General features: G+C 65.5%; 19 protein-coding genes. 15 read left to right on the top strand and 4 right to left on the bottom strand.

Features of this window, described 5'->3' with window-relative positions; genetic code table 11:
- Nucleotides 1-47: 47 nt before the first annotated feature.
- On the top strand, nucleotides 48-1,694 hold the full coding sequence (gene aceF / locus DPV79_RS20940; protein WP_113046374.1) for a dihydrolipoyllysine-residue acetyltransferase: 1,647 nt from the start codon (nucleotides 48-50) through the stop codon (nucleotides 1,692-1,694).
- Nucleotides 1,695-1,979: 285 nt separating this feature from the next.
- Nucleotides 1,980-3,746, top strand: a complete 1,767-nt coding sequence (lpdA, locus tag DPV79_RS20950; protein WP_113046375.1) for a dihydrolipoyl dehydrogenase — start codon at nucleotides 1,980-1,982, stop codon at nucleotides 3,744-3,746.
- Nucleotides 3,747-3,944: 198 nt separating this feature from the next.
- Here the strand turns inward: lpdA and DPV79_RS20955 are convergent, their stop codons facing one another.
- Entirely contained in the window at nucleotides 3,945-4,511 is a 567-nt protein-coding gene (locus tag DPV79_RS20955) for a phasin family protein (protein WP_006481973.1), read from the bottom strand.
- A gap of 652 nt (nucleotides 4,512-5,163) precedes the next feature.
- On the opposite strand from DPV79_RS20955, the gene pbpG reads away from it, so the two are divergent.
- Nucleotides 5,164-6,333: a D-alanyl-D-alanine endopeptidase gene (pbpG, locus tag DPV79_RS20960; RefSeq protein WP_021157665.1), complete on the top strand. Its 1,170-nt coding sequence runs from the start codon at nucleotides 5,164-5,166 to the stop codon at nucleotides 6,331-6,333.
- Nucleotides 6,334-6,427: 94 nt separating this feature from the next.
- On the opposite strand, the gene DPV79_RS20965 is transcribed toward pbpG, so the two are convergent.
- On the bottom strand, nucleotides 6,428-7,237 hold the full coding sequence (locus DPV79_RS20965; protein WP_027786965.1) for an IclR family transcriptional regulator: 810 nt from the start codon (nucleotides 7,235-7,237) through the stop codon (nucleotides 6,428-6,430).
- A gap of 183 nt (nucleotides 7,238-7,420) precedes the next feature.
- Here DPV79_RS20965 and DPV79_RS20975 point away from each other — a divergent pair, with 183 nt between their 5' ends.
- The 12 genes from DPV79_RS20975 (at nucleotide 7,421) to iscX (ending at nucleotide 16,540) form a co-directional block, all read left to right on the top strand.
- Entirely contained in the window at nucleotides 7,421-8,143 is a 723-nt protein-coding gene (locus tag DPV79_RS20975; RefSeq protein ID WP_021157667.1) for a (Fe-S)-binding protein, read from the top strand.
- Nucleotides 8,144-8,177: 34 nt separating this feature from the next.
- On the top strand, nucleotides 8,178-9,587 hold the full coding sequence (locus DPV79_RS20980; RefSeq protein ID WP_059688893.1) for a lactate utilization protein B: 1,410 nt from the start codon (nucleotides 8,178-8,180) through the stop codon (nucleotides 9,585-9,587).
- A 129-nt stretch (nucleotides 9,588-9,716) separates the two neighbouring features.
- Entirely contained in the window at nucleotides 9,717-9,944 is a 228-nt protein-coding gene (locus DPV79_RS20985; protein WP_027786967.1) for a hypothetical protein, read from the top strand.
- A gap of 101 nt (nucleotides 9,945-10,045) precedes the next feature.
- Nucleotides 10,046-10,528 (top strand): low molecular weight protein-tyrosine-phosphatase, encoded by a 483-nt coding sequence (locus DPV79_RS20990; protein WP_113046376.1) that lies wholly within the window; start codon nucleotides 10,046-10,048, stop codon nucleotides 10,526-10,528.
- A gap of 114 nt (nucleotides 10,529-10,642) precedes the next feature.
- The gene (iscR, locus tag DPV79_RS20995; protein WP_009691731.1) at nucleotides 10,643-11,182 is read left to right on the top strand and encodes a Fe-S cluster assembly transcriptional regulator IscR; all 540 of its coding nucleotides are present in this window, start codon (nucleotides 10,643-10,645) and stop codon (nucleotides 11,180-11,182) included.
- A 65-nt stretch (nucleotides 11,183-11,247) separates the two neighbouring features.
- Nucleotides 11,248-12,471 (top strand): IscS subfamily cysteine desulfurase, encoded by a 1,224-nt coding sequence (locus DPV79_RS21000; protein WP_021157672.1) that lies wholly within the window; start codon nucleotides 11,248-11,250, stop codon nucleotides 12,469-12,471.
- A 68-nt stretch (nucleotides 12,472-12,539) separates the two neighbouring features.
- Nucleotides 12,540-12,947 carry a Fe-S cluster assembly scaffold IscU gene (gene iscU / locus DPV79_RS21005; protein WP_006481982.1) on the top strand — a complete coding sequence of 136 codons (408 nt, stop codon included), beginning with the start codon at nucleotides 12,540-12,542 and terminating at the stop codon, nucleotides 12,945-12,947.
- Between the two features lie 65 nt (nucleotides 12,948-13,012).
- A complete protein-coding gene (gene iscA / locus DPV79_RS21010; protein WP_012492710.1) occupies nucleotides 13,013-13,336 on the top strand; it encodes an iron-sulfur cluster assembly protein IscA in 324 nt (107 codons plus the stop codon).
- 94 nt (nucleotides 13,337-13,430) lie between these two features.
- Nucleotides 13,431-13,958: a Fe-S protein assembly co-chaperone HscB gene (gene hscB, locus DPV79_RS21015; RefSeq protein ID WP_059532860.1), complete on the top strand. Its 528-nt coding sequence runs from the start codon at nucleotides 13,431-13,433 to the stop codon at nucleotides 13,956-13,958.
- A gap of 54 nt (nucleotides 13,959-14,012) precedes the next feature.
- Nucleotides 14,013-15,881, top strand: a complete 1,869-nt coding sequence (gene hscA / locus DPV79_RS21020; RefSeq protein ID WP_113046377.1) for a Fe-S protein assembly chaperone HscA — start codon at nucleotides 14,013-14,015, stop codon at nucleotides 15,879-15,881.
- A gap of 88 nt (nucleotides 15,882-15,969) precedes the next feature.
- Entirely contained in the window at nucleotides 15,970-16,311 is a 342-nt protein-coding gene (fdx, locus tag DPV79_RS21025) for an ISC system 2Fe-2S type ferredoxin (protein WP_011352558.1), read from the top strand.
- Nucleotides 16,312-16,330: 19 nt separating this feature from the next.
- Nucleotides 16,331-16,540 carry a Fe-S cluster assembly protein IscX gene (gene iscX, locus DPV79_RS21030; RefSeq protein ID WP_021157676.1) on the top strand — a complete coding sequence of 70 codons (210 nt, stop codon included), beginning with the start codon at nucleotides 16,331-16,333 and terminating at the stop codon, nucleotides 16,538-16,540.
- A 138-nt stretch (nucleotides 16,541-16,678) separates the two neighbouring features.
- On the opposite strand, the gene DPV79_RS21035 is transcribed toward iscX, so the two are convergent.
- Nucleotides 16,679-17,422: a glycine zipper 2TM domain-containing protein gene (locus DPV79_RS21035; RefSeq protein ID WP_021157677.1), complete on the bottom strand. Its 744-nt coding sequence runs from the start codon at nucleotides 17,420-17,422 to the stop codon at nucleotides 16,679-16,681.
- Between the two features lie 349 nt (nucleotides 17,423-17,771).
- The gene (lysS, locus tag DPV79_RS21040; RefSeq protein ID WP_021157678.1) at nucleotides 17,772-19,298 is read right to left on the bottom strand and encodes a lysine--tRNA ligase; all 1,527 of its coding nucleotides are present in this window, start codon (nucleotides 19,296-19,298) and stop codon (nucleotides 17,772-17,774) included.
- Nucleotides 19,299-19,325 lie beyond the last annotated feature (27 nt).

Raw genomic sequence — 19,325 nt, forward strand, 5'->3', positions numbered from 1 at the left:
CGCGCCGCTTCCGCGAGAAGCGCGCGCGGTCATGGAGACAGAAACAGATGAGTCAAGCGATCGAAGTGAAGGTGCCGGATATCGGCGATTACAAGGACGTGCCGGTGATCGAGATCGGCGTGAAGGTCGGCGACACGGTCGAGCCGGAGCAGTCGCTCGTCACGCTCGAGTCGGACAAGGCGACGATGGACGTGCCGAGCCCGGTAGGCGGCGTCGTGAAGGAAATCAAGGTCAAGGTGGGCGATTCCGTGTCGGAAGGCTCGCTGATCATCCTGCTCGAAGGCGGCGCCGCGGCGCAGGCCAACGGCGCGGCCGCGCCGGCCGCAGCACCGGCTCCGGCGGCAGCGCCTGCTCCGGCCGCAGCGGCACCGGCTGCCGCACCGGCAGCCGCCGGCGGCACGCTCGAAGTGAAGGTACCTGACATCGGCGACTACAAGGACGTGCCGGTGATCGAGATCGGCGTGAAGGTCGGCGACACGGTCGAGAAGGAACAGTCGCTCGTCACGCTCGAGTCGGACAAGGCGACGATGGACGTGCCGAGCCCGGCAGCGGGCGTCGTGAAGGAAATCAAGGTCAAGGTGGGCGATTCGGTGTCGGAAGGCACGCTGATCGTGCTGCTCGAAGCCGCAGGTGCAGCGGCTGCCGCACCGCAGGCGAGCGCACCGGCGCCCGCCGCTGCAGCGCCGGCGCCGGCAGCACCCGCTCCGGCACCCGCGAAGGCCGCACCGGCCGCTGCTGCGCCGGCTCCGGCCGCGGCACCGTCGGGCGAATACCGCGCCAGCCACGCATCGCCGTCGGTACGCAAGTTCGCGCGCGAACTCGGCGTCGAAGTCGCGCGCGTGCAGGGCTCGGGTCCGAAGGGCCGCATCACGAAGGAAGACGTCACGGGCTTCGTGAAGGGCGTGATGACCGGCCAGCGCGCGGCACCGGGCGCGGCAGCCGCGCCGGCCGGCGGCGGCGAGCTGAACCTGCTGCCGTGGCCGAAGGTCGACTTCTCGAAGTTCGGCCCGTTCGAGGCGAAGCCGCTGTCGCGCATCAAGAAGATCTCGGGCGCGAACCTGCATCGCAACTGGGTGATGATCCCGCACGTCACGAACAACGACGAAGCGGACATCACCGAGCTCGAAGCGCTGCGCGTGCAGCTGAACAAGGAGCACGAAAAGGCGGGCGTGAAGTTCACGATGCTCGCGTTCGTGATCAAGGCGGTCGTCGCCGCGCTGAAGAAATTCCCGACCTTCAACGCGAGCCTCGACGGCGACAACCTGGTGTTCAAGCAGTACTACCACATCGGTTTTGCCGCGGACACGCCGAACGGCCTCGTCGTGCCGGTGATCCGCGATGCGGACAAGAAGGGGCTCGTCGATATCGCGAAGGAAATGGCCGAGCTGTCGAAGGCCGCACGCGACGGCAAGCTGAAGCCGGACCAGATGCAGGGCGGTTGCTTCTCGATCTCGTCGCTCGGCGGGATCGGCGGCACCCACTTCACGCCGATCATCAATGCGCCGGAAGTCGCGATCCTCGGGTTGTCGCGCGGCCAGATGAAGCCGGTGTGGGACGGCAAGCAGTTCGTGCCGCGTCTGACGCTGCCGCTGTCGCTGTCGTATGACCATCGCGTGATCGATGGCGCGGAAGCCGCGCGGTTCAATGCGTATCTCAGCGCGTTGCTCGCGGATTTCCGTCGCATCATTCTTTGATGAGCGGGGTGGGGCTCGCGGGGGCGTGGTTTTTGGTTGGTTCTCCACGCTCTTGTCGTTGAACCTGTTGCGCTAACGGTCTATTAGCGTCGCCCCTGCGCGGGGCGGCGGTCACTTTTCTTTGTCTTCCAAAGAAAAGTAACCAAAAGAAAGGCGCGTCCTTGGGCGGACGGCAAAGGTGGTCCTGCCCAACGTCACGTTCTCTTGTCAGGCCGTAGTCGCAGTAGTGGGTTCTTCCGCGGGTTTCTCCCTCTCTGTCTGCAGCTAATCAAGAAGGGGACAGTAATGAGTCTCATCGAAGTCAAGGTTCCGGATATCGGCGATTTCAGCGGCGTCGATGTCATCGAAGTCAACGTGAAGCCGGGCGACGTGATCGAAAAAGAGCAAACGCTCATCACGCTCGAATCGGACAAAGCCTCCATGGAAGTGCCCAGCGACGTCGCCGGCACCGTCAAGGAAGTCAAGGTCAAGGCCGGCGAGAAAGTCTCGCAAGGCACCGTCATCGCCATCGTCGAAGCATCGGCAGGCGCCGCCGCGCCCGCGAAAGCACCCGAAGCGCCGAAGCCCGCGGCAACTGCGCCGGCACCGGCCGCAGCCGCCCCGGCGCCCGCGCCGCAAGCCGGCAGCTACAGCGGTGCCGCCGACATCGAATGCGACATGCTCGTGCTCGGCGCCGGCCCCGGCGGCTACTCGGCCGCGTTCCGCGCAGCCGACCTCGGCATGAAGACCGTGCTCGTCGAACGCTACTCGACGCTCGGCGGCGTGTGCCTGAACGTCGGCTGCATCCCGTCGAAAGCACTGCTGCATACGTCGCTCGTCGTCGAGGAAGCCGCGGCGCTCGCGTCGCACGGCATCACGTTCGGCAAGCCGGAAGTCGATCTCGACAAGCTGCGCGACTTCAAGGGCGGCGTCGTCAAGAAGCTGACGACGGGCCTCGCCGGCATGGCCAAGGCGCGCAAGGTCGAAGTAGTCACGGGCGTCGGCGCATTCGTCGATCCGTTCCACATGGAAGTGCAGGGCGAAAACGGCAAGAAGGTCGTCAAGTTCAAGCAGGCGATCATCGCGGCGGGCTCGCAGGCCGTGAAGCTGCCGTTCATGCCGGAAGACCCGCGCGTCGTCGATTCGACCGGTGCACTCGAACTGCGCCAGCTGCCCAAGCGCATGCTCGTGATCGGCGGCGGCATCATCGGCCTCGAAATGGCGACGGTGTACTCGACGCTCGGCGCCGAGATCGACGTCGTCGAAATGATGGACGGCCTGATGATGGGCGCGGACCGCGATCTCGTGAAGGTCTGGGAAAAGTACAACGCGAAGCGCTTCGGCAACGTGATGCTGAAGACCAAGACGATCGGCGCGGAAGCGAAGGAAGACGGCATCTACGTGAAGTTCGAGGGCGAGAAGGCGCCAGCGGAAGCGCAGCGCTACGACCTCGTGCTCGTCGCGGTGGGCCGCAGCCCGAACGGCAAGAAGATCGGCGCCGACAAGGCAGGCGTCGCCGTCACGGATCGCGGCTTCATCGACGTCGACAAGCAGATGCGCACGAACGTCCCGCACATCTTCGCGATCGGCGACATCGTCGGCCAGCCGATGCTCGCGCACAAGGCCGTGCATGAAGGCCACGTCGCAGCGGAAGCCGCGCACGGCGAGAAGGCGTACTTCGACGCACTGCAGATCCCGTCGGTGGCGTACACCGATCCGGAAGTGGCGTGGGCCGGCAAGACGGAAGACCAGTGCAAGGCCGAAGGCATCAAGTACGGCAAGGCCGTGTTCCCGTGGGCCGCATCGGGCCGCGCGATCGCGAACGGCCGCGACGAAGGCTTCACGAAGCTGATCTTCGACGAGGAAACCCATCGGGTGATCGGCGGCGCGATCGTCGGCCTGAACGCGGGCGACCTGATCAGCGAAGTGTGCCTCGCCGTCGAGATGGGCGCGGACGCGGAAGACATCGGCAAGACGATTCATCCGCACCCGACGCTCGGCGAATCGGTCGGCATGGCCGCCGAACTGTACGAAGGCGTCTGCACGGACCTGCCGCCGCAGCGCAAGAAGTAACGCGAGCGGAGCCGGCATGTTGCCGGCCACAAAAAACGCCGCCTCCCGGGCCATCCGGGCGGCGGCGTTTTCTTTTGCTGGCGGCCGATGCTCAAACGACCGTTCGGGCAAGTCAGGCGGCTTGGCGATTCCGGCGTAGTGCGGCGCCAGAAACGAAAAAGCCGCGCTGTGCGCGGCTCTTTCAGGAGCAGGGGACGCTTACGCGGCCGGCTTGCTCGAACGACGTGCGGCAGCGGCGGTAGCAGCCTTCGTTGCGACGGCAGCAGCAGCGTTGAAGTTCGTTTCAGCGATTTCGACGGCTTGCTTCGTGGCCTTCTGAACCGTTTCGTACGTGGTGTTCGCAGCGTTCAGTGCCGACTTCAGTGCGGCGACAGCCGTTTCCGAACCAGCCGGGGCGTTCTTCGCGACGTTGTCGACGAGTGCCTGGACCTTCTTGTTCTGCTCTTCGAATTGCGCTTCTGCAACCTTCGCGAACTCGGCTTGCGTCGACGATGCGATTTCGTACAGGTGACGGCCGTACGACAGCACCTTTTCCGCGACCGGCTGCGACAGGCTGGCTTGCAGTGCGATCAGTTCCTGTGCGTCCTTCACCGACAGCAGGCGCTGTGCGTTTTCCTGGCCTTCGGCCAGCGTCGACTTCACGACCTGCAGGTTGAGTTCGATCAGCTTCTCGACGCCTTCGAACGCCTTGGTCGTCAGACCGAACAGGCTTTCGAGGTTGGCTTTCTGTGCAGCGGCGATTTGCTCGGGGGTCAGCAAGGACATGTCCAGCTCCTGAAAAGCGATCGCGTCGATCGCAGGGTAAAGGGCACTACGACGGGGAACCTCGGATGCGCGTGCTTTGTGCAACGCAGCAATGAGGCCTATTTTAGGGCAGAGAAAACGGATGTCAAGTGTTTTTTGTGCGTTGCACAATCGCGACAAATTATCGATAAAACAACAAGTTATCGTGCCCGTTCGGAATCGGTTTCATGCGCGTCTCCCAGATGGTGCGCACGGACGCGGGGCGCACGCGGCGCACCATGATCATGCACAGGTAAACCTGACAGGGTCATGGAACGTTATCCTTCTGTTCCTGTCGAAAACGCGCCGTTTCGATGCGCGTACCGTGGCGACGTGCCGCCGCCACGGCCGAGACCGGCTCCCAGGCACCCCGAGCGCCGGATACGTAGTTTCCCCGCTTTAAATCGCCTCCGAAGTGACGTTATCTCAATTAACCGTGTGTAATCGGGAGACGGGTACTGTCGGGCAGCGCATCCCATGAATTTTTTCGATGGGAGCGGGAGGGTTCATTGGTCAGAGGTTGGCCAACCCTTACATTCCGGTTTAACGACGATCGGTAAGTGCCTAATATTGCTCTTTTTTTCAGCTTTAACTACACTTGCGGAAACCTCCCGCCCGCTTTGTCCAGACCCCAATGAAAGCCGAATCGTTTTCACCGCGCAGATTGTTGCAGAGCATGACGCTCGGCACGGCTGTGTCGGTCGCTGTCGCCTTGCTGGCGACCACCGCGTCCGTCACGCCCGCTGACGCCTTTGCCGCCACTGCGAAGACCCAACAAGCCGCCAAGAAAAAGGCTGTCGCTCCTGCTTCGTCCGCGAAGAAGAAGTCGGCCAAGGCCACCTCCGACAAATCCGCCAAGGTCGCCGCGGCCGATGCGCCGCGCGCAAAGGCGTCGCGCAAGCGCGTGACGCTCGCGGCGAACAGCGTGCGTGCCGGCCATCACGGCGCGGTTCGCAAGGTCGCGTTCCAGCCGCGCCGGCAGAGCGTCGGCCAGGCGTTCGGCCTGCACGATACGCCGGACGCACTCGCGCTGCGTTCGAGCGTCGCGTACGTCGTCGACCAGAACACCGGCGAGCCGCTGTTCGACAAGAATTCGCACGCCGTCGTGCCGATCGCGTCGATCTCGAAGCTGATGACGGCGATGGTCGTGCTCGACTCGAAGGCGCCGATGGCCGACCAGATCGAAGTCACCGACGAAGACCGCGACTACGAGAAGGGCACGGGCTCGCGCCTGTCGGTCGGCTCGGTGCTGTCGCGTGAAGACATGCTGCACATCGCGCTGATGGCGTCGGAAAACCGCGCGGCCGCCGCGTTGTCGCGTTATTACCCGGGCGGTCGTCCGGCGTTTATCGCCGCGATGAACGCGAAGGCGAAGTCGCTCGGCATGACCGATACCCATTTCGAGAATTCGACCGGCCTGTCGAGCTCGAACGTGTCGAGCGCGCGCGATCTGGTGAAGATGGTCAATGCGGCGTACCAGTACCCGATGATCCGTCAGTTCTCGACCGATCGCAGCTACGAGGTGTACACGGGCAAGCGCAATCTCGCCTACAACAGCACGAACGCGCTGATCCGCGGCAACGGCTCGTGGGACATCGGTCTGCAGAAGACGGGTTTCATCAACGAAGCGGGCGAATGCCTCGTGATGCAGGCGACGATCCACGGCCGGCCGATGGTGATGGTGCTGCTCGATTCGTTCGGCAAGTATTCGCGATTCGCCGACGCGGCACGCCTGCGCAACTGGCTCGACGCCGGCGGCGGCGAGCGCCTGACGGCGGCCAACACGCCGAACGGCGGGACCTGATCGCACGGCGGCGTGGCGGTTCGCCGCCGCGCCGATGGCCGAAAAAAAGCCCCGCAATCGCGGGGCTTTTTTACTGCGGGCGCGCGGGAGCGGCTTACGCCTGCCGCTGGAGCCCGTCCGCATCCTTCGTGGGCGCCGGCCGGTAGCCGAGCGATTCCGAAATGGTGAGGGCAGTACGGCTCAACTGGCCGAGCCACGCATCCTGGAGACGATCGGCCGGCGCCGACAGCGACAGGCCCGCGACGAGCTTGCCCGAATCGTCGTAGATGCCGGCCGCGATGCAGCGCACGCCGAGCTCCAGTTCCTCGTTGTCGCGTGCGCACGATTGCTGGCGGACGATCGTCAGCTCGCGCTCGAGCTTCGCGATGTCGGTGATGCTGTTCTGCGTATGGCCGGACAGCCCCGTGCGCGTCGCATAGGCACGCACGCGCGACGTTTCGTCGGCTGCAAGGAACAGCTTGCCGACCGACGTGAGGTGCAGCGGCGCGCGGCCACCGATCGCACGGACGACCTGCATCCCCGAGCGCTCCGAATACGCGCGCTCGATGTAGACGATCTCGTCGCCCTGGCGCACCGACAGGTTCACGGTCTGCCCGGTGAGGCGGTGCAGCTCGCGCATCGGCATCAGCGCCGCGTCGCGTACCGACAGGCGTGCCTTCACGAGGTTGCCGAGCTCCAGCAACCGCATGCCGAGGCGATACGTGCCGGGATCGGAGCGGTCGACGAGGCGGCAGGTCACCATGTCGTTGAGGATGCGGTGCGCCGTAGACGGGTGCAGCTCCGTGCGCTGCGCAAGTTCCTTCAGGCTCACGGGGTCACTGTGCGCGGCGAGCGCGTCCAGCAACCGCATCATGCGTTCGATCACCTGGATCGACGTTTTGGAATCCGGGGTGGGTTGGCTCATGTCGGGGGAGAAATCGGTTGACGCGGCAAGCGGTGTTGCAACGATTGTATCTCGTATCGTGAAAAAAGCGAACGCCGTTCGAGGAAGTCCTCGTTTCGCGCAGTGCGGGCTTGCGCGCGAGCCGGCGTTGGTCTCGCCGGCCAAACGGCGGATAATGAGCGCCGTTTTCTCGAAGGAGCGCGTATGCGAGTCGGTTTGTTCGTGACCTGCCTGGTCGATCTGATGCGTCCGGAAATCGGTTTTTCGGCGCTCAAGCTGATTCGCGACGCCGGCTACGAGGTGATCGTGCCGCCCGCGCAGACTTGCTGCGGCCAGCCGGCCTACAACTCGGGCGACCGCGCGCTCGCCCGCGATCTCGCGGAAAAGACGCTGCGCGAGTTCGAGCAGTTCGATTACGTCGTCGCGCCGTCGGGTTCGTGCGGCGGGATGATCCGCGCGCACTACGGCGACCTGTTCCGCGACGACCCCGAGCTGATGGGGCGCTACACGCGGTTCCAGCAGAAGGTCTACGAACTGACCGATTTCCTGGCGAATGTCGCGAAGGTCTCGCTCGCGCCGGGTGAATTCACGGGGCCCGTCACCTATCACGATTCGTGCTCGGGCCTGCGCGAACTCGGCGTGAAGGCGCAGCCGCGCGCGCTGCTCGCGCAGCGCGGCATCGCGGTTACCGAGATGAAGGACTGCGAGCACTGCTGCGGCTTCGGCGGCACGTTTGCGGTGAAGTACGGCGACATCTCGGCGGCCATCGCGGACGAAAAGTGCGCGAACGTGCGCGCGTCGGGCGCGGGCGCCGTCGTGCTCGGCGATCTCGGCTGCATGCTGAACATCGAAGGGCGGTTGCGCCGCACCGGCGACCGCGACACGCGCGTGCTGCACGTCGCGCAAGTGCTGGCGGGCGACGTCTGACGCCCGGTTCCGCTCACTTTTCCCCGATACCGCGATGCAAGTCCAATCGATGCATTTCAAGGCGCGCGCCGGCCAGAAGCTGGCCGACCAGCGCCTGCAGCAGAACCTGAAGAAGCTGTCGACGAAGTTCGTGTCAGCGCGTGCCGACGCGATGACCGCGATCGACTTCCCGGCCACACGGGCCGCGCTGAAGGCGCGCCGCAACCGCGCGCTGGAGAACCTCGACGTGTGGCTCGAGGCCTTCGAGCGCGAGGCGACGCGGCGCGGCACGACCGTGCTGTTCGCCGAGACGACGGCGGACGCCGCGCGGCTCGTGGCCGACATCGCGCGCCGTCACGACGTGAAGAAGGTCATCAAGACCAAGTCGATGGTGTCGGAGGAAATGCGCCTGAACGCGGTGCTCGCGGAAATGGGCGTGCAATCGATCGAGACGGACCTCGGCGAATACATCCTGCAGATCAACGACAACGAGCCGCCGAGCCACATCATCGCGCCCGTCGTCCACAAGGACAAGGACGAGATCGCTGACCTGTTCGCGCGCACGCACCACCGCGAGCGGCTCACCGAGATTCCGGACATGACGCGGGAGGCGCGCGAGGTGCTGCGCCCGCATTTCATGTCGGCCGACATGGGCGTGACCGGCGGCAACTTCGTGATCGCCGAGACCGGTTCGGTCGCGATCGTGACGAATGAAGGGAACGAGGGGATGTGCACGGTGATGCCGCGCGTGCATGTGGCGGTGACGGGCATCGAGAAGGTGCTGCCGACCCTCGAGGATCTCGCGACCGCGATGCGCCTGCTGCCGCGTTCCGCGACGGGGCAGAAGACGTCGAACTATTTCTCGCTGCTGACCGGGCCGCGCGGGCCGGGTGACGAGGACGGCCCCGAGCACAACTACGTGGTGCTCGTCGACGGCGGCCGCACGGGGCTGATCGGCGGCGAGTTCCAGGAGATGCTGCGTTGCATCCGCTGCGGCGCATGCATGAACCATTGCCCGGTTTACCAGAAGGTCGGCGGCCATGCGTACGGCTGGGTCTACCCGGGGCCGATGGGTTCCGTGCTGACGCCGAGTTACGTCGGGCTCGATCGCGCGCTGGATCTGCCGCAGGCCGCGACGCTTTGCGGAGAATGCGACAGCGTCTGCCCGGCCGGGATTCCGTTGTCGCACCTGTTGCGCACGCTGCGCGAGAAGCAGGTCGAGCGGCACCTGCGGCCGTGGCGCGAGCGGGCGGCGCTCGCTGCATGGGGTTTCGTCGCGCGGCGGCCGATGCTGTACGCGCTGACGACGAAGCTCGCGGTGCGCATCCTCGAGCGGCTGGGCGCCGGCGGCACGCTGCGGCGCCTGCCGATGATGGGCGGCTGGATGGACACGCGCGACATGCCGACCCCGACCGGGCGCACGTTCCGCGAACTGTACGCGGCGTCGCAAAGCCATCTCGGCTGACGACTGTTCATCCGGCGACAACAGTGCGTTCGCTATTTGGATATTTATCTCGATAGATGCGATCTATAGAATCTCGTCTGTAGTCCCCGGAATTGGGTTTCGGGGTACGAGGTCAAGGAGGTCCGCATCATGAAAAAGACAATATCGATGTACTGGCCGCTGGCAATCGTCGTTCCGCTGGCTGCGGCTGCCTATCTGCATGCGATGGCCGATGCGCCGTCGCGTGGCCCGCTCGCAGTTCACCAGGCATCTGCCGAACTGGCGCGTGCGGTGTCGTTCGGGCTGGTCGACGACGCGGCGAAGCCGCTGCCGGCGGCATCCGGCGACGTCGCGCTCGTCGCGCCGAAGGCGCTGTAATGCACGGCGCCGTCGCTTTGCCGGGCGGCGCGATTCCGGTCGCCTTTGTATAATGGCGTGTTCTTCTCCCGCGCGGTTCGCCGCGGCTTTCCGATAGTGCGATGACCCGCGTTTCGATCTGTTTCGTCTGTCTCGGCAACATCTGCCGTTCGCCCACCGCGGAAGGCGTGATGCGTCATCAGGTCGATGCGGCCGCGCTGGCGGACCGGATCGCGATCGATTCGGCCGGCACCGGCGACTGGCATGTCGGCGAGCCGCCCGATACGCGTGCGCAGGCGGCCGCTCGCGGCCGCGGCTACGACCTGTCGGCGCTGCGCGCACGACAGGTGAGCGCGGCGGATTTCGAGCGCTTCGACCTGCTGCTCGCGATGGACGACGCGAATCTCGCGGAGCTGCGCCGCCGCTGTCCGCCGCAGCATGTCGACAAGGTGCGCCTGCTGATGGAATTCGCGCCGGATTCGACTGAAACCGAAGTGGCCGATCCGTATTTCGGCGGCGCGCAGGGTTTCGAGCAGGTGCTCGACCAGGTCGAGCGCGCGTGCGCGGGCCTGCTCGAGACGCTCCGGGCTCGCACGGAGCGCTGATCGCGCGGTATTCAGCGGTCTGCGAATACCCTTTCAAAGACATGGATACTTGACTAAAAACGTCAAATATTTATACTTGACCAAAATCGTCAAGATTGCAGTCCCCTAGACACCATGAGACTCACCACCAAAGGCCGTTTCGCCGTCACGGCGATGATTGACTTGGCACTGCGCCAGGAGCAGGGCCCGGTGACGCTTGCAGGCATCAGCCAGCGCCAGCGGATTTCGCTCTCGTATCTCGAACAGCTGTTCGGCAAGCTGCGCAGGCATGAAATCGTCGAATCCGTGCGCGGCCCGGGCGGCGGCTACAACCTCGCGCGTCGCGCGCAGGACGTCACCGTTGCCGACATCATCATCGCGGTCGATGAACCGCTCGACGCCACGCAGTGCGGCGGCAAAGGCACGTGCGACGGCTCGAAGCAGCCCGACGGCCATTGCATGACGCACGAGCTGTGGTCGACGCTGAACCAGAAGATGGTCGAATACCTCGACTCCGTGTCGCTGCAGGATCTCGTCGATCAGCAGCGCGCACGCGAGGGCGCCCCTGCGGTGTTGCGCGATCGCCGCACGCCGGAGCCCGTCGCCGCACCGGCCGAGCCGGTGCGCACGATGCCGCTCGGTCCCAATTCGGTGTTCAACATCGCGAGTTCGTGAGCGCGAAGGCGCCCGCCAACCCCCATAACGCACATAGTCCCTGCACAGAATTCCCGGAGCGACAGATGACCCAAGAGACTCTCCACCTGCCCATCTACATGGATTACAGCGCGACGACACCGGTCGACCCGCGTGTGGTCGACAAGATGGTGCCGTACCTGCGCGAGCAGTTCGGCAACCCGGCATCGCGCAGCCACGCGTACGGCTGGGATGCCGAGCGTGCGGTCGAGGAAGCACGCGAACAGGTGGCCGCGCTCGTGAACGCGGATCCGCGCGAGATCATCTGGACGTCCGGCGCAACGGAGTCGGACAACCTCGCGATCAAGGGTGCCGCGAACTTCTACAAGGGCAAGGGCAAGCACATCGTCACGGTGAAGACCGAGCACAAGGCCGTGCTCGACACGTGCCGCGAGCTCGAGCGCGACGGCTTCGAAGTCACCTATCTTGACGTGAAGGATGACGGCCTGATCGACCTCGACGTGTTCAAGGCCGCGCTGCGTCCGGACACGATCCTCGTGTCGGTGATGCACGTGAACAACGAGATCGGCGTAATCCAGGACATCGAGACGATCGGCGAAATCTGCCGCGAGAAGGGCATCGTGTTCCACGTCGACGCCGCACAGTCGACCGGCAAGGTCGGGATCGATCTCGCGAAGCTGAAGGTCGACCTGATGTCGTTCTCGGCACACAAGACGTACGGCCCGAAGGGCATCGGCGCGCTGTACGTGCGCCGCAAGCCGCGTGTGCGCATCGAAGCGCAGATGCACGGCGGCGGCCACGAGCGCGGGATGCGTTCGGGCACGCTGCCGACGCACCAGATCGTCGGCATGGGCGAAGCGTTCCGCATCGCACGTGAAGAAATGGCGACGGAAAACGAGCGCGTCCGCATGCTGCGAGACAAGCTGCTGCGCGGCCTGTCGCAGATCGAGGAAACGTACGTGAACGGCGACATGGAACGCCGTGTCCCGCACAACCTCAACATCAGTTTCAACTTCGTCGAAGGCGAGTCGCTGATCATGGCGATCAAGGACGTCGCGGTGTCGTCGGGCTCCGCGTGCACGTCGGCGTCGCTGGAGCCGTCGTACGTGCTGCGTGCGCTCGGCCGCAACGACGAGCTGGCGCACAGCTCGATCCGCTTCACGGTCGGCCGCTTCACGACGGAGCAGGAAGTCGACTTCGTGATCAACCTGCTGAACAGCAAGATCGCGAAACTGCGCGAACTGTCGCCGCTCTGGGAAATGCACCAGGAAGGCATCGATCTGTCGACGATCGAATGGGCCGCACACTGAGCGCCGGATTGAACATACCCGCGGGCGGATTCGCGCACGCAGACGTAACGAGTCAAGGAGTCTGAGTCATGTCTTACAGCAACAAGGTTCTGGATCACTACGAAAACCCGCGCAACGTCGGTTCGTTCGCGAAGGACGACGACACGGTCGGCACGGGCATGGTCGGCGCGCCGGCCTGCGGCGACGTGATGAAGCTGCAGATCCGCGTCGGCGCGGACGGCGTGATCGAAGACGCGAAGTTCAAGACGTACGGTTGCGGTTCGGCGATCGCGTCGAGCTCGCTCGTCACCGAGTGGGTGAAGGGCAAGACGCTCGACGAAGCACTGTCGATCAAGAACACGCAGATCGCCGAAGAACTCGCGCTGCCGCCGGTGAAGATTCACTGCTCGATCCTCGCGGAAGACGCGATCAAGGCAGCCGTGGCCGACTACAAGAAGCGCCACGACACCAAGGAAGGCGATCAGGCAGCAGCCTGAGCGGCATCGAGCGGCTAGAGAAGGAAACGCGGCGGGCCCCGGTGGCGCGCCGCGGCAAGGACATCATGGCAATTACACTGACCGAAAAAGCAGCACAGCACGTCCAGAAATACCTCGTCCGTCGCGGCAAGGGTATGGGCCTGCGGCTTGGCGTTCGCACGACCGGGTGCTCGGGGCTCGCGTACAAGCTCGAGTATGTCGACGAGCTGGCTCCCGAGGATCAGGTGTTCGAGAGCCATGGCGTGAAGGTGATCGTCGATCCGAAGAGTCTTGCGTACATCGACGGCACCGAACTCGACTTCGCCCGCGAAGGCCTGAACGAAGGGTTCAAGTTCAACAACCCGAACGTGAAGGACGAGTGCGGTTGCGGCGAATCGTTCCGCGTGTGACGCGGATCTCCGCGCGATGCGGGCAAGAGGCGGCACGGGCCGCCTTTTTAATGTGCGGCGTTTGCCGTGCGACGAACCGGAATTGAACGCGACGATGGTCTCGCTGAAAGACAGCCACTTCGACCTGTTTCACCTGCCGGCGCAATTCGCGCTCGACGAGACGGCGCTCGACGCCGCCTATCGGACGGTGCAGACGCAGGTGCATCCGGACCGCTTCGCGGCGGCCGGCGATGCGCAGAAACGCATCGCGATGCAATGGGCAACCCGCGCGAACGAGGCGTACCGCACGCTGCGCGATCCGCTGAAGCGCGCGTCGTATCTGCTGTCCCTGCGTGGTGTCGACATCGGTGCGGAAAACAACACCGCGATGGAGCCCGCGTTCCTGATGCAGCAGATGGAGTGGCGCGAGGGCATCGAGGATGCCGCAGCCGCCCGCAATGTCGACGCGCTCGACGCGCTGCTCGCCGAGTTGCGCGAAGAGCGGCGCATTCGTGTGGAACGTCTCGGCACGCTGCTCGACAGCGGCGCGGATCAGGCGGCCGCCGAGGCCGTGCGCCAGCTGATGTTCATCGAACGGGTCGCGTCGGAAGTGGGCGCGCAGATCGAGCGCCTCGAAACTTAACCGCGTGCCTCGCGGCACGCGCAGCAAACGGGCCGAGCGCCCGAACGAACCAAGATGGCTTTACTGCAAATTTCCGAACCGGGCATGGCGCCGGCGCCGCATCAGCGGCGACTCGCCGTCGGGATCGATCTCGGCACGACGAACTCGCTCGTCGCGGCCGTGCGTAACAGCGTGCCGGAGGTGCTGCCGGACGAAGCGGGCCGTGTGCTGCTGCCGTCGGTGGTCCGCTATCTCGAGAAGGGCGGCCGGCGTATCGGCCACGAAGCGAAGGAGCAGGCCGCGACCGATCCGCGCAACACGATCGTGTCGGTCAAGCGCTTCATGGGCCGCGGCAAGGCCGAGGTCGAAGGCGCGGCGAACGCGCCGTACGAATTCGTCGACGCGCCGGGCATGGTGCAGATCCGCACCGTCGACGGCGTGAAGAGCCCGGTCGAAGTGTCGGCCGAGATTCTCGCGACGCTGCGCTATCGCGCGGAAGATTCGCTTGGCGACGACCTCGTCGGCGCGGTGATCACGGTGCCCGCGTATTTCGACGACGCACAGCGCCAGGCGACCAAGGACGCCGCGCGCCTCGCCGGCCTCAACGTGCTGCGCCTGCTGAACGAACCGACCGCCGCGGCGATTGCCTATGGCCTCGACAACGGGGCCGAAGGCCTCTACGCGGTGTACGACCTCGGCGGCGGCACGTTCGACCTGTCGATCCTGAAGCTGACGAAAGGCGTGTTCGAAGTGCTGGCCGCGGGCGGCGATTCCGCGCTCGGCGGAGACGATTTCGACCACGCGCTGTTCGGTCACGTGCTCGCGCAGGCCGGCATCGATGCGAAGACGCTCGCGCCAGAGGACGTGCGCCTGCTGCTCGACCGTGTGCGCGTGCTGAAGGAAGCGCTGTCGTCCGCGCCGCAGGCGTCGCTCGACGTCACGCTGTCGGGTGGTGCGCATCTCGTGCAGACGATCTCGCACGATACGTTCGCGTCGCTCGTCGAGCCGCTCGTGCAGCGCACGCTCACGCCGACCCGCAAGGCGCTGCGCGACGCGCAGGTCACGCCGGCCGACATCAAGGGCGTCGTGCTCGTCGGCGGCGCGACGCGCATGCCGGTGATCCGCGACGCGGTCGCGAAGTATTTCGGCCAGCCGCCGCTCGTGAACCTCGATCCGGACCAGGTCGTCGCGCTCGGCGCGGCGATCCAGGCCGACCTGCTCGCAGGCAATCGCGGCACCGGCGACGATTGGCTGCTGCTCGACGTGATTCCGCTGTCGCTCGGTGTCGAGACGATGGGCGGCCTCGTCGAGAAGATCATCCCGCGCAACTCGACGATTCCGATCGCGCGCGCACAGGAATTCACGACCTTCAAGGACGGCCAGACCGCGATGGCGATTCACGTCGTGCAGGGCGAGCGCGAGCTCGTCGCCGACTGCCGCTCGCTCGCGCGCTTCGAGCTGCGCGGCATTCCGCCGATGACGGCCGGTGCGGCGCGCATTCGCGTGACCTACCAGGTCGATGCGGACGGGCTGCTGTCGGTGTTCGCGCGTGAGCAGCATTCGGGCGTCGAGGCGTCGGTCGTCGTGAAGCCGTCGTACGGTCTTGCCGACGACGACATCGCGAAGATGCTCGAGGACAGTTTCAAGACTGCCGAAATCGACATGCGCGCCCGCGCGCTGCGCGAAGCGCAGGTCGAGGCCGAGCGGATGCTCGAGGCGACGCAGGCTGCGCTGGCGGCCGACGGCGAGCTGCTCGACACGGACGAGCGCACGCAGGTCGATGCGTTGGCCGCGGCGCTGCGCACGATCGCGCAGGGCGACGACACGGACGCGATCGAAACCGCGACCAAGGCGCTGGCCGACGGCACCGACGAATTCGCGGCGCGCCGGATGGACAAGAGCATCAAGCGCGCGTTGTCGGGCCGCCGGCTCGACGAGATCTGAACTCACGAACTGCGCATCGGCCGGTAACGGCCCGCGCGATATTGAACCGTGCGGCGCCTGGCGCCGCACCCTGACTGACGGAACGGACATGCCTCAACTGGTGGTGCTGCCTCACGTCGAACTGTGCCCGGACGGCGCGGTGATCGACGCGACGCCCGGCAAGAGTATCTGCGACAACCTGCTCGAACACGGGATCGAGATCGAGCATGCATGCGAGAAGTCGTGCGCGTGCACGACGTGCCACGTGGTGATCCGCGAAGGCTTCAACGATCTGACACCGTCCGAGGAGGACGAGGACGATCTGCTGGACAAGGCGTGGGGCCTCGAGCCGACGTCGCGCCTGTCGTGCCAGGCGATCGTGAAGGAAGATTCTGACCTGGTGGTCGAGATTCCGAAGTACTCGATCAACCACGCGAAGGAAAATCACTGACAGGAACCGGAGGCAGGCGATGAAATGGACCGATTCGCGTGAAATAGCCATTGCGCTGGCGGACAAGCACCCCGACATCGACCCGCAGCGGATCAACTTCGTCGACCTGCGCCAGTGGGTGCTCGAACTCGACGGTTTCGACGACGATCCCAAGCACTCGGGCGAGAAGATCCTCGAAGCGATCCAGGCCCACTGGATCGACGAATCGGATTTCGACGACGAAGACTGAACACCGCGTGCGTCGCAACGGCGCAGACGGCCGGTCATGAAAAAACGGCTCGTGAGCAATCGCTCACGAGCCGTTTTCGTTTTCAGGCCGCTTGCCCGCGCACGACACGCGGGCAGGGGCACCGATGCGATCAGGCGATCACGCGCCGACCAGCGTGCCGTTCTCGATCCGCACGCGCTGGCCCTGGCCGAAAGGCGGCGGGTTGTGGTACGTGAACGTGCGCGTCGCGCCGCTCTCCATCTGCACTTGCACCTGATAGTCGGTTTCCGCGCGCACCTGCTTTTCAACCTGGTTGCCGGCGAGACCGCCGCCCAGCGCGCCGATGATCGTCATCGCGGTGCGGCCGTTACCGTGGCCGAACTGGTTGCCGAGCAGGCCGCCGGCTGCAGCGCCGCCCACGGCGCCGATCCCCGAGCTCTGGCCCGGCGTGCGCGTCTGCGTGATCGCGACGACCGTGCCGCAGCTCTGGCAGTAGGTCTGGGCCGGCGCCGACGGCTGCTGCGCGTATTGCGGCGGCTGCGGTGCCGTCGTATGACGGCGATGCGGTGCGGCCGGGCGCGGCGCGGGCTTCGGCTCGGCCTGCGCGATGGCAGCCTTCTGTTCGGCCGCCTTCTGCTGCGCGGCGGCCTGTTCGGCTGCCTGCTGCTGGGCTTGCGCGGCCAGCGCGGCGCTGGCGGCCGCGGCCGTATCGACGGCCGGCTGCGATGCGATCAGCGCGGCCTGGGTCTGGCCGTTCTGTGCGTTGCTGCTGCTGGCCTTCGGGAAGATGCCCGTGATCGCAGCCGTCGCCGCGAGGCTGGCGACGATGACGGCGCCGGCGGCGGTGGCGATAAGCGGGTGAAGGCGTTGCTTTTGCGGCGTGGTCTGATTCTGGTTGTCCATTTTTTTTCTCCGATGTCGATCCGGATCGGCACTGCGGCGCCGGGCCTGATCCCACGCTTCGGGCTCGAGCAGACTTGGCGTTCCTGCGCCTCGTTCTGGGCCCGTGGTCATGCGTGGTGACGCAAACGGAGTGTCGTCCACCGGCAAGCGGCGCGCCGTATCAAGGTGTAACGAATTGCAGCGGGGCGCTGGCGACCATGACAGGGAAAACCCGGAGAAGGCCGTCGCGACGGGGGAATAAAACGGGGGAGGATCGAGAGTCGGCGAACGCCGGCTGAAGGGATTTACGCGTCGTTACAAAGCTGACGCGTGCGCGCCGCAGGGGGCGGCGCACACGCGGGCGCGGCGATCAGTCTTCGCGGCGCAGATGCGGGAACAGCAGCACGTCGCGGATCGTCGGGCTGTCGGTCAGCAGCATCACGAGACGGTCGATGCCGATCCCGCAGCCGCCGGTCGGAGGCATCCCGTATTCGAGCGCGCGGATGTAGTCGGCGTCGAAGAACATCGCTTCCTCGTCACCCGCATCCTTCTGCTCGACCTGCTTCTTGAAGCGTGCGGCCTGGTCTTCCGGATCGTTCAGTTCCGAGAAGCCGTTCGCGATTTCGCGGCCGGTCATGAACAGCTCGAAACGCTCGGTGATGCCCGGCACCGTATCCGATGCGCGTGCGAGCGGCGACACTTCGACCGGGTAATCGATGATGAAGGTCGGCTCCCACAGCTGCGCTTCGGCCGTTTCCTCGAACAGCGCGAGCTGCAGTGCGCCGGTACCCGCGTTCAGGAACGCCGGCTGCGACACGTCGACGCCGAAGCGCTTCAGTTCGGTGCGCAGGAACGCGTCGTCCGACAGCTGGCCGTCGGTGTAGTCCGGTGCGTACTTCTGGATCGCCTGCGTGATCGTCAGGCGATGGAACGGCTTCGCGAGGTCGAGCTCGCGGCCCTGGTACTGGATCGTCGCGGTGCCGAGCGCATCGATCGCCGCCTGGCGGATCAGTTGCTCGGTGAAGTCCATCAGCCAGCGGTAGTCGGTGTACGCTGCGTAGAACTCCATCATCGTGAATTCCGGATTGTGACGTGGCGACACGCCTTCGTTCCGGAAGTTACGGTTGATCTCGAACACGCGTTCGAAGCCGCCGACGATCAGGCGCTTCAGGTACAGCTCCGGCGCAATGCGCAGGAACATCTGCATGTCGAGCGCATTGTGATGCGTGACGAACGGCTTCGCCGCTGCGCCGCCCGGGATCGGGTGCAGCATCGGCGTTTCGACTTCCATGAACTCGGCGTTGTCCATGAACTTGCGGATCGATGCGATCGTCTTCGTGCGGGCGCGGAACGTGTCGCGCGTTTCCGGCGTGACGATCAGGTCGACGTAGCGCTGGCGGTAGCGCATTTCCTGGTCGGACAGGCCGTGGAACTTGTCCGGCAGCGGGCGCAATGCCTTCGACAGCAGGCGCAGTTCCTTGCACTGGACCGACAGTTCGCCCTTGTTGGTGCGGAACAGCACGCCACGCGCGGCGACGATGTCGCCCAGGTCCCACTTCTTGAATGCGTCGTAGGTTTCCGCGCCGACGTCGTTCGGCGTCACGAAGAACTGGATCTGGCCCGACCCGTCCTGCACCGTCGCGAAGCTCGCCTTGCCCATCACGCGCTTGAGCATCATGCGGCCAGCCACCGACACCTCGACCGGGTTCGCTTCGAGCGCGGCCTTGTCCGAGTCGGCGAATTTCGCCTGCAGGTCGGCTGCGTGGTGCTCGGGCCGGAAATCGTTCGGGTAGGCGACGCCTTGCTCGCGCAGGGCGCGCAGCTTCTCGCGGCGCTCCGCGATGATCTGGTTTTCGTCCGCGGTGACGGCGGGCTGCGTTTGGGTCGGTTCGGTCATGATGGTCGGAATTCGGAGTGGGTGCGG

This window comes from Burkholderia reimsis (assembly GCF_003294055.1).
In the GTDB taxonomy this organism is placed as follows: Bacteria; Pseudomonadota; Gammaproteobacteria; order Burkholderiales; family Burkholderiaceae; genus Burkholderia; species Burkholderia cepacia.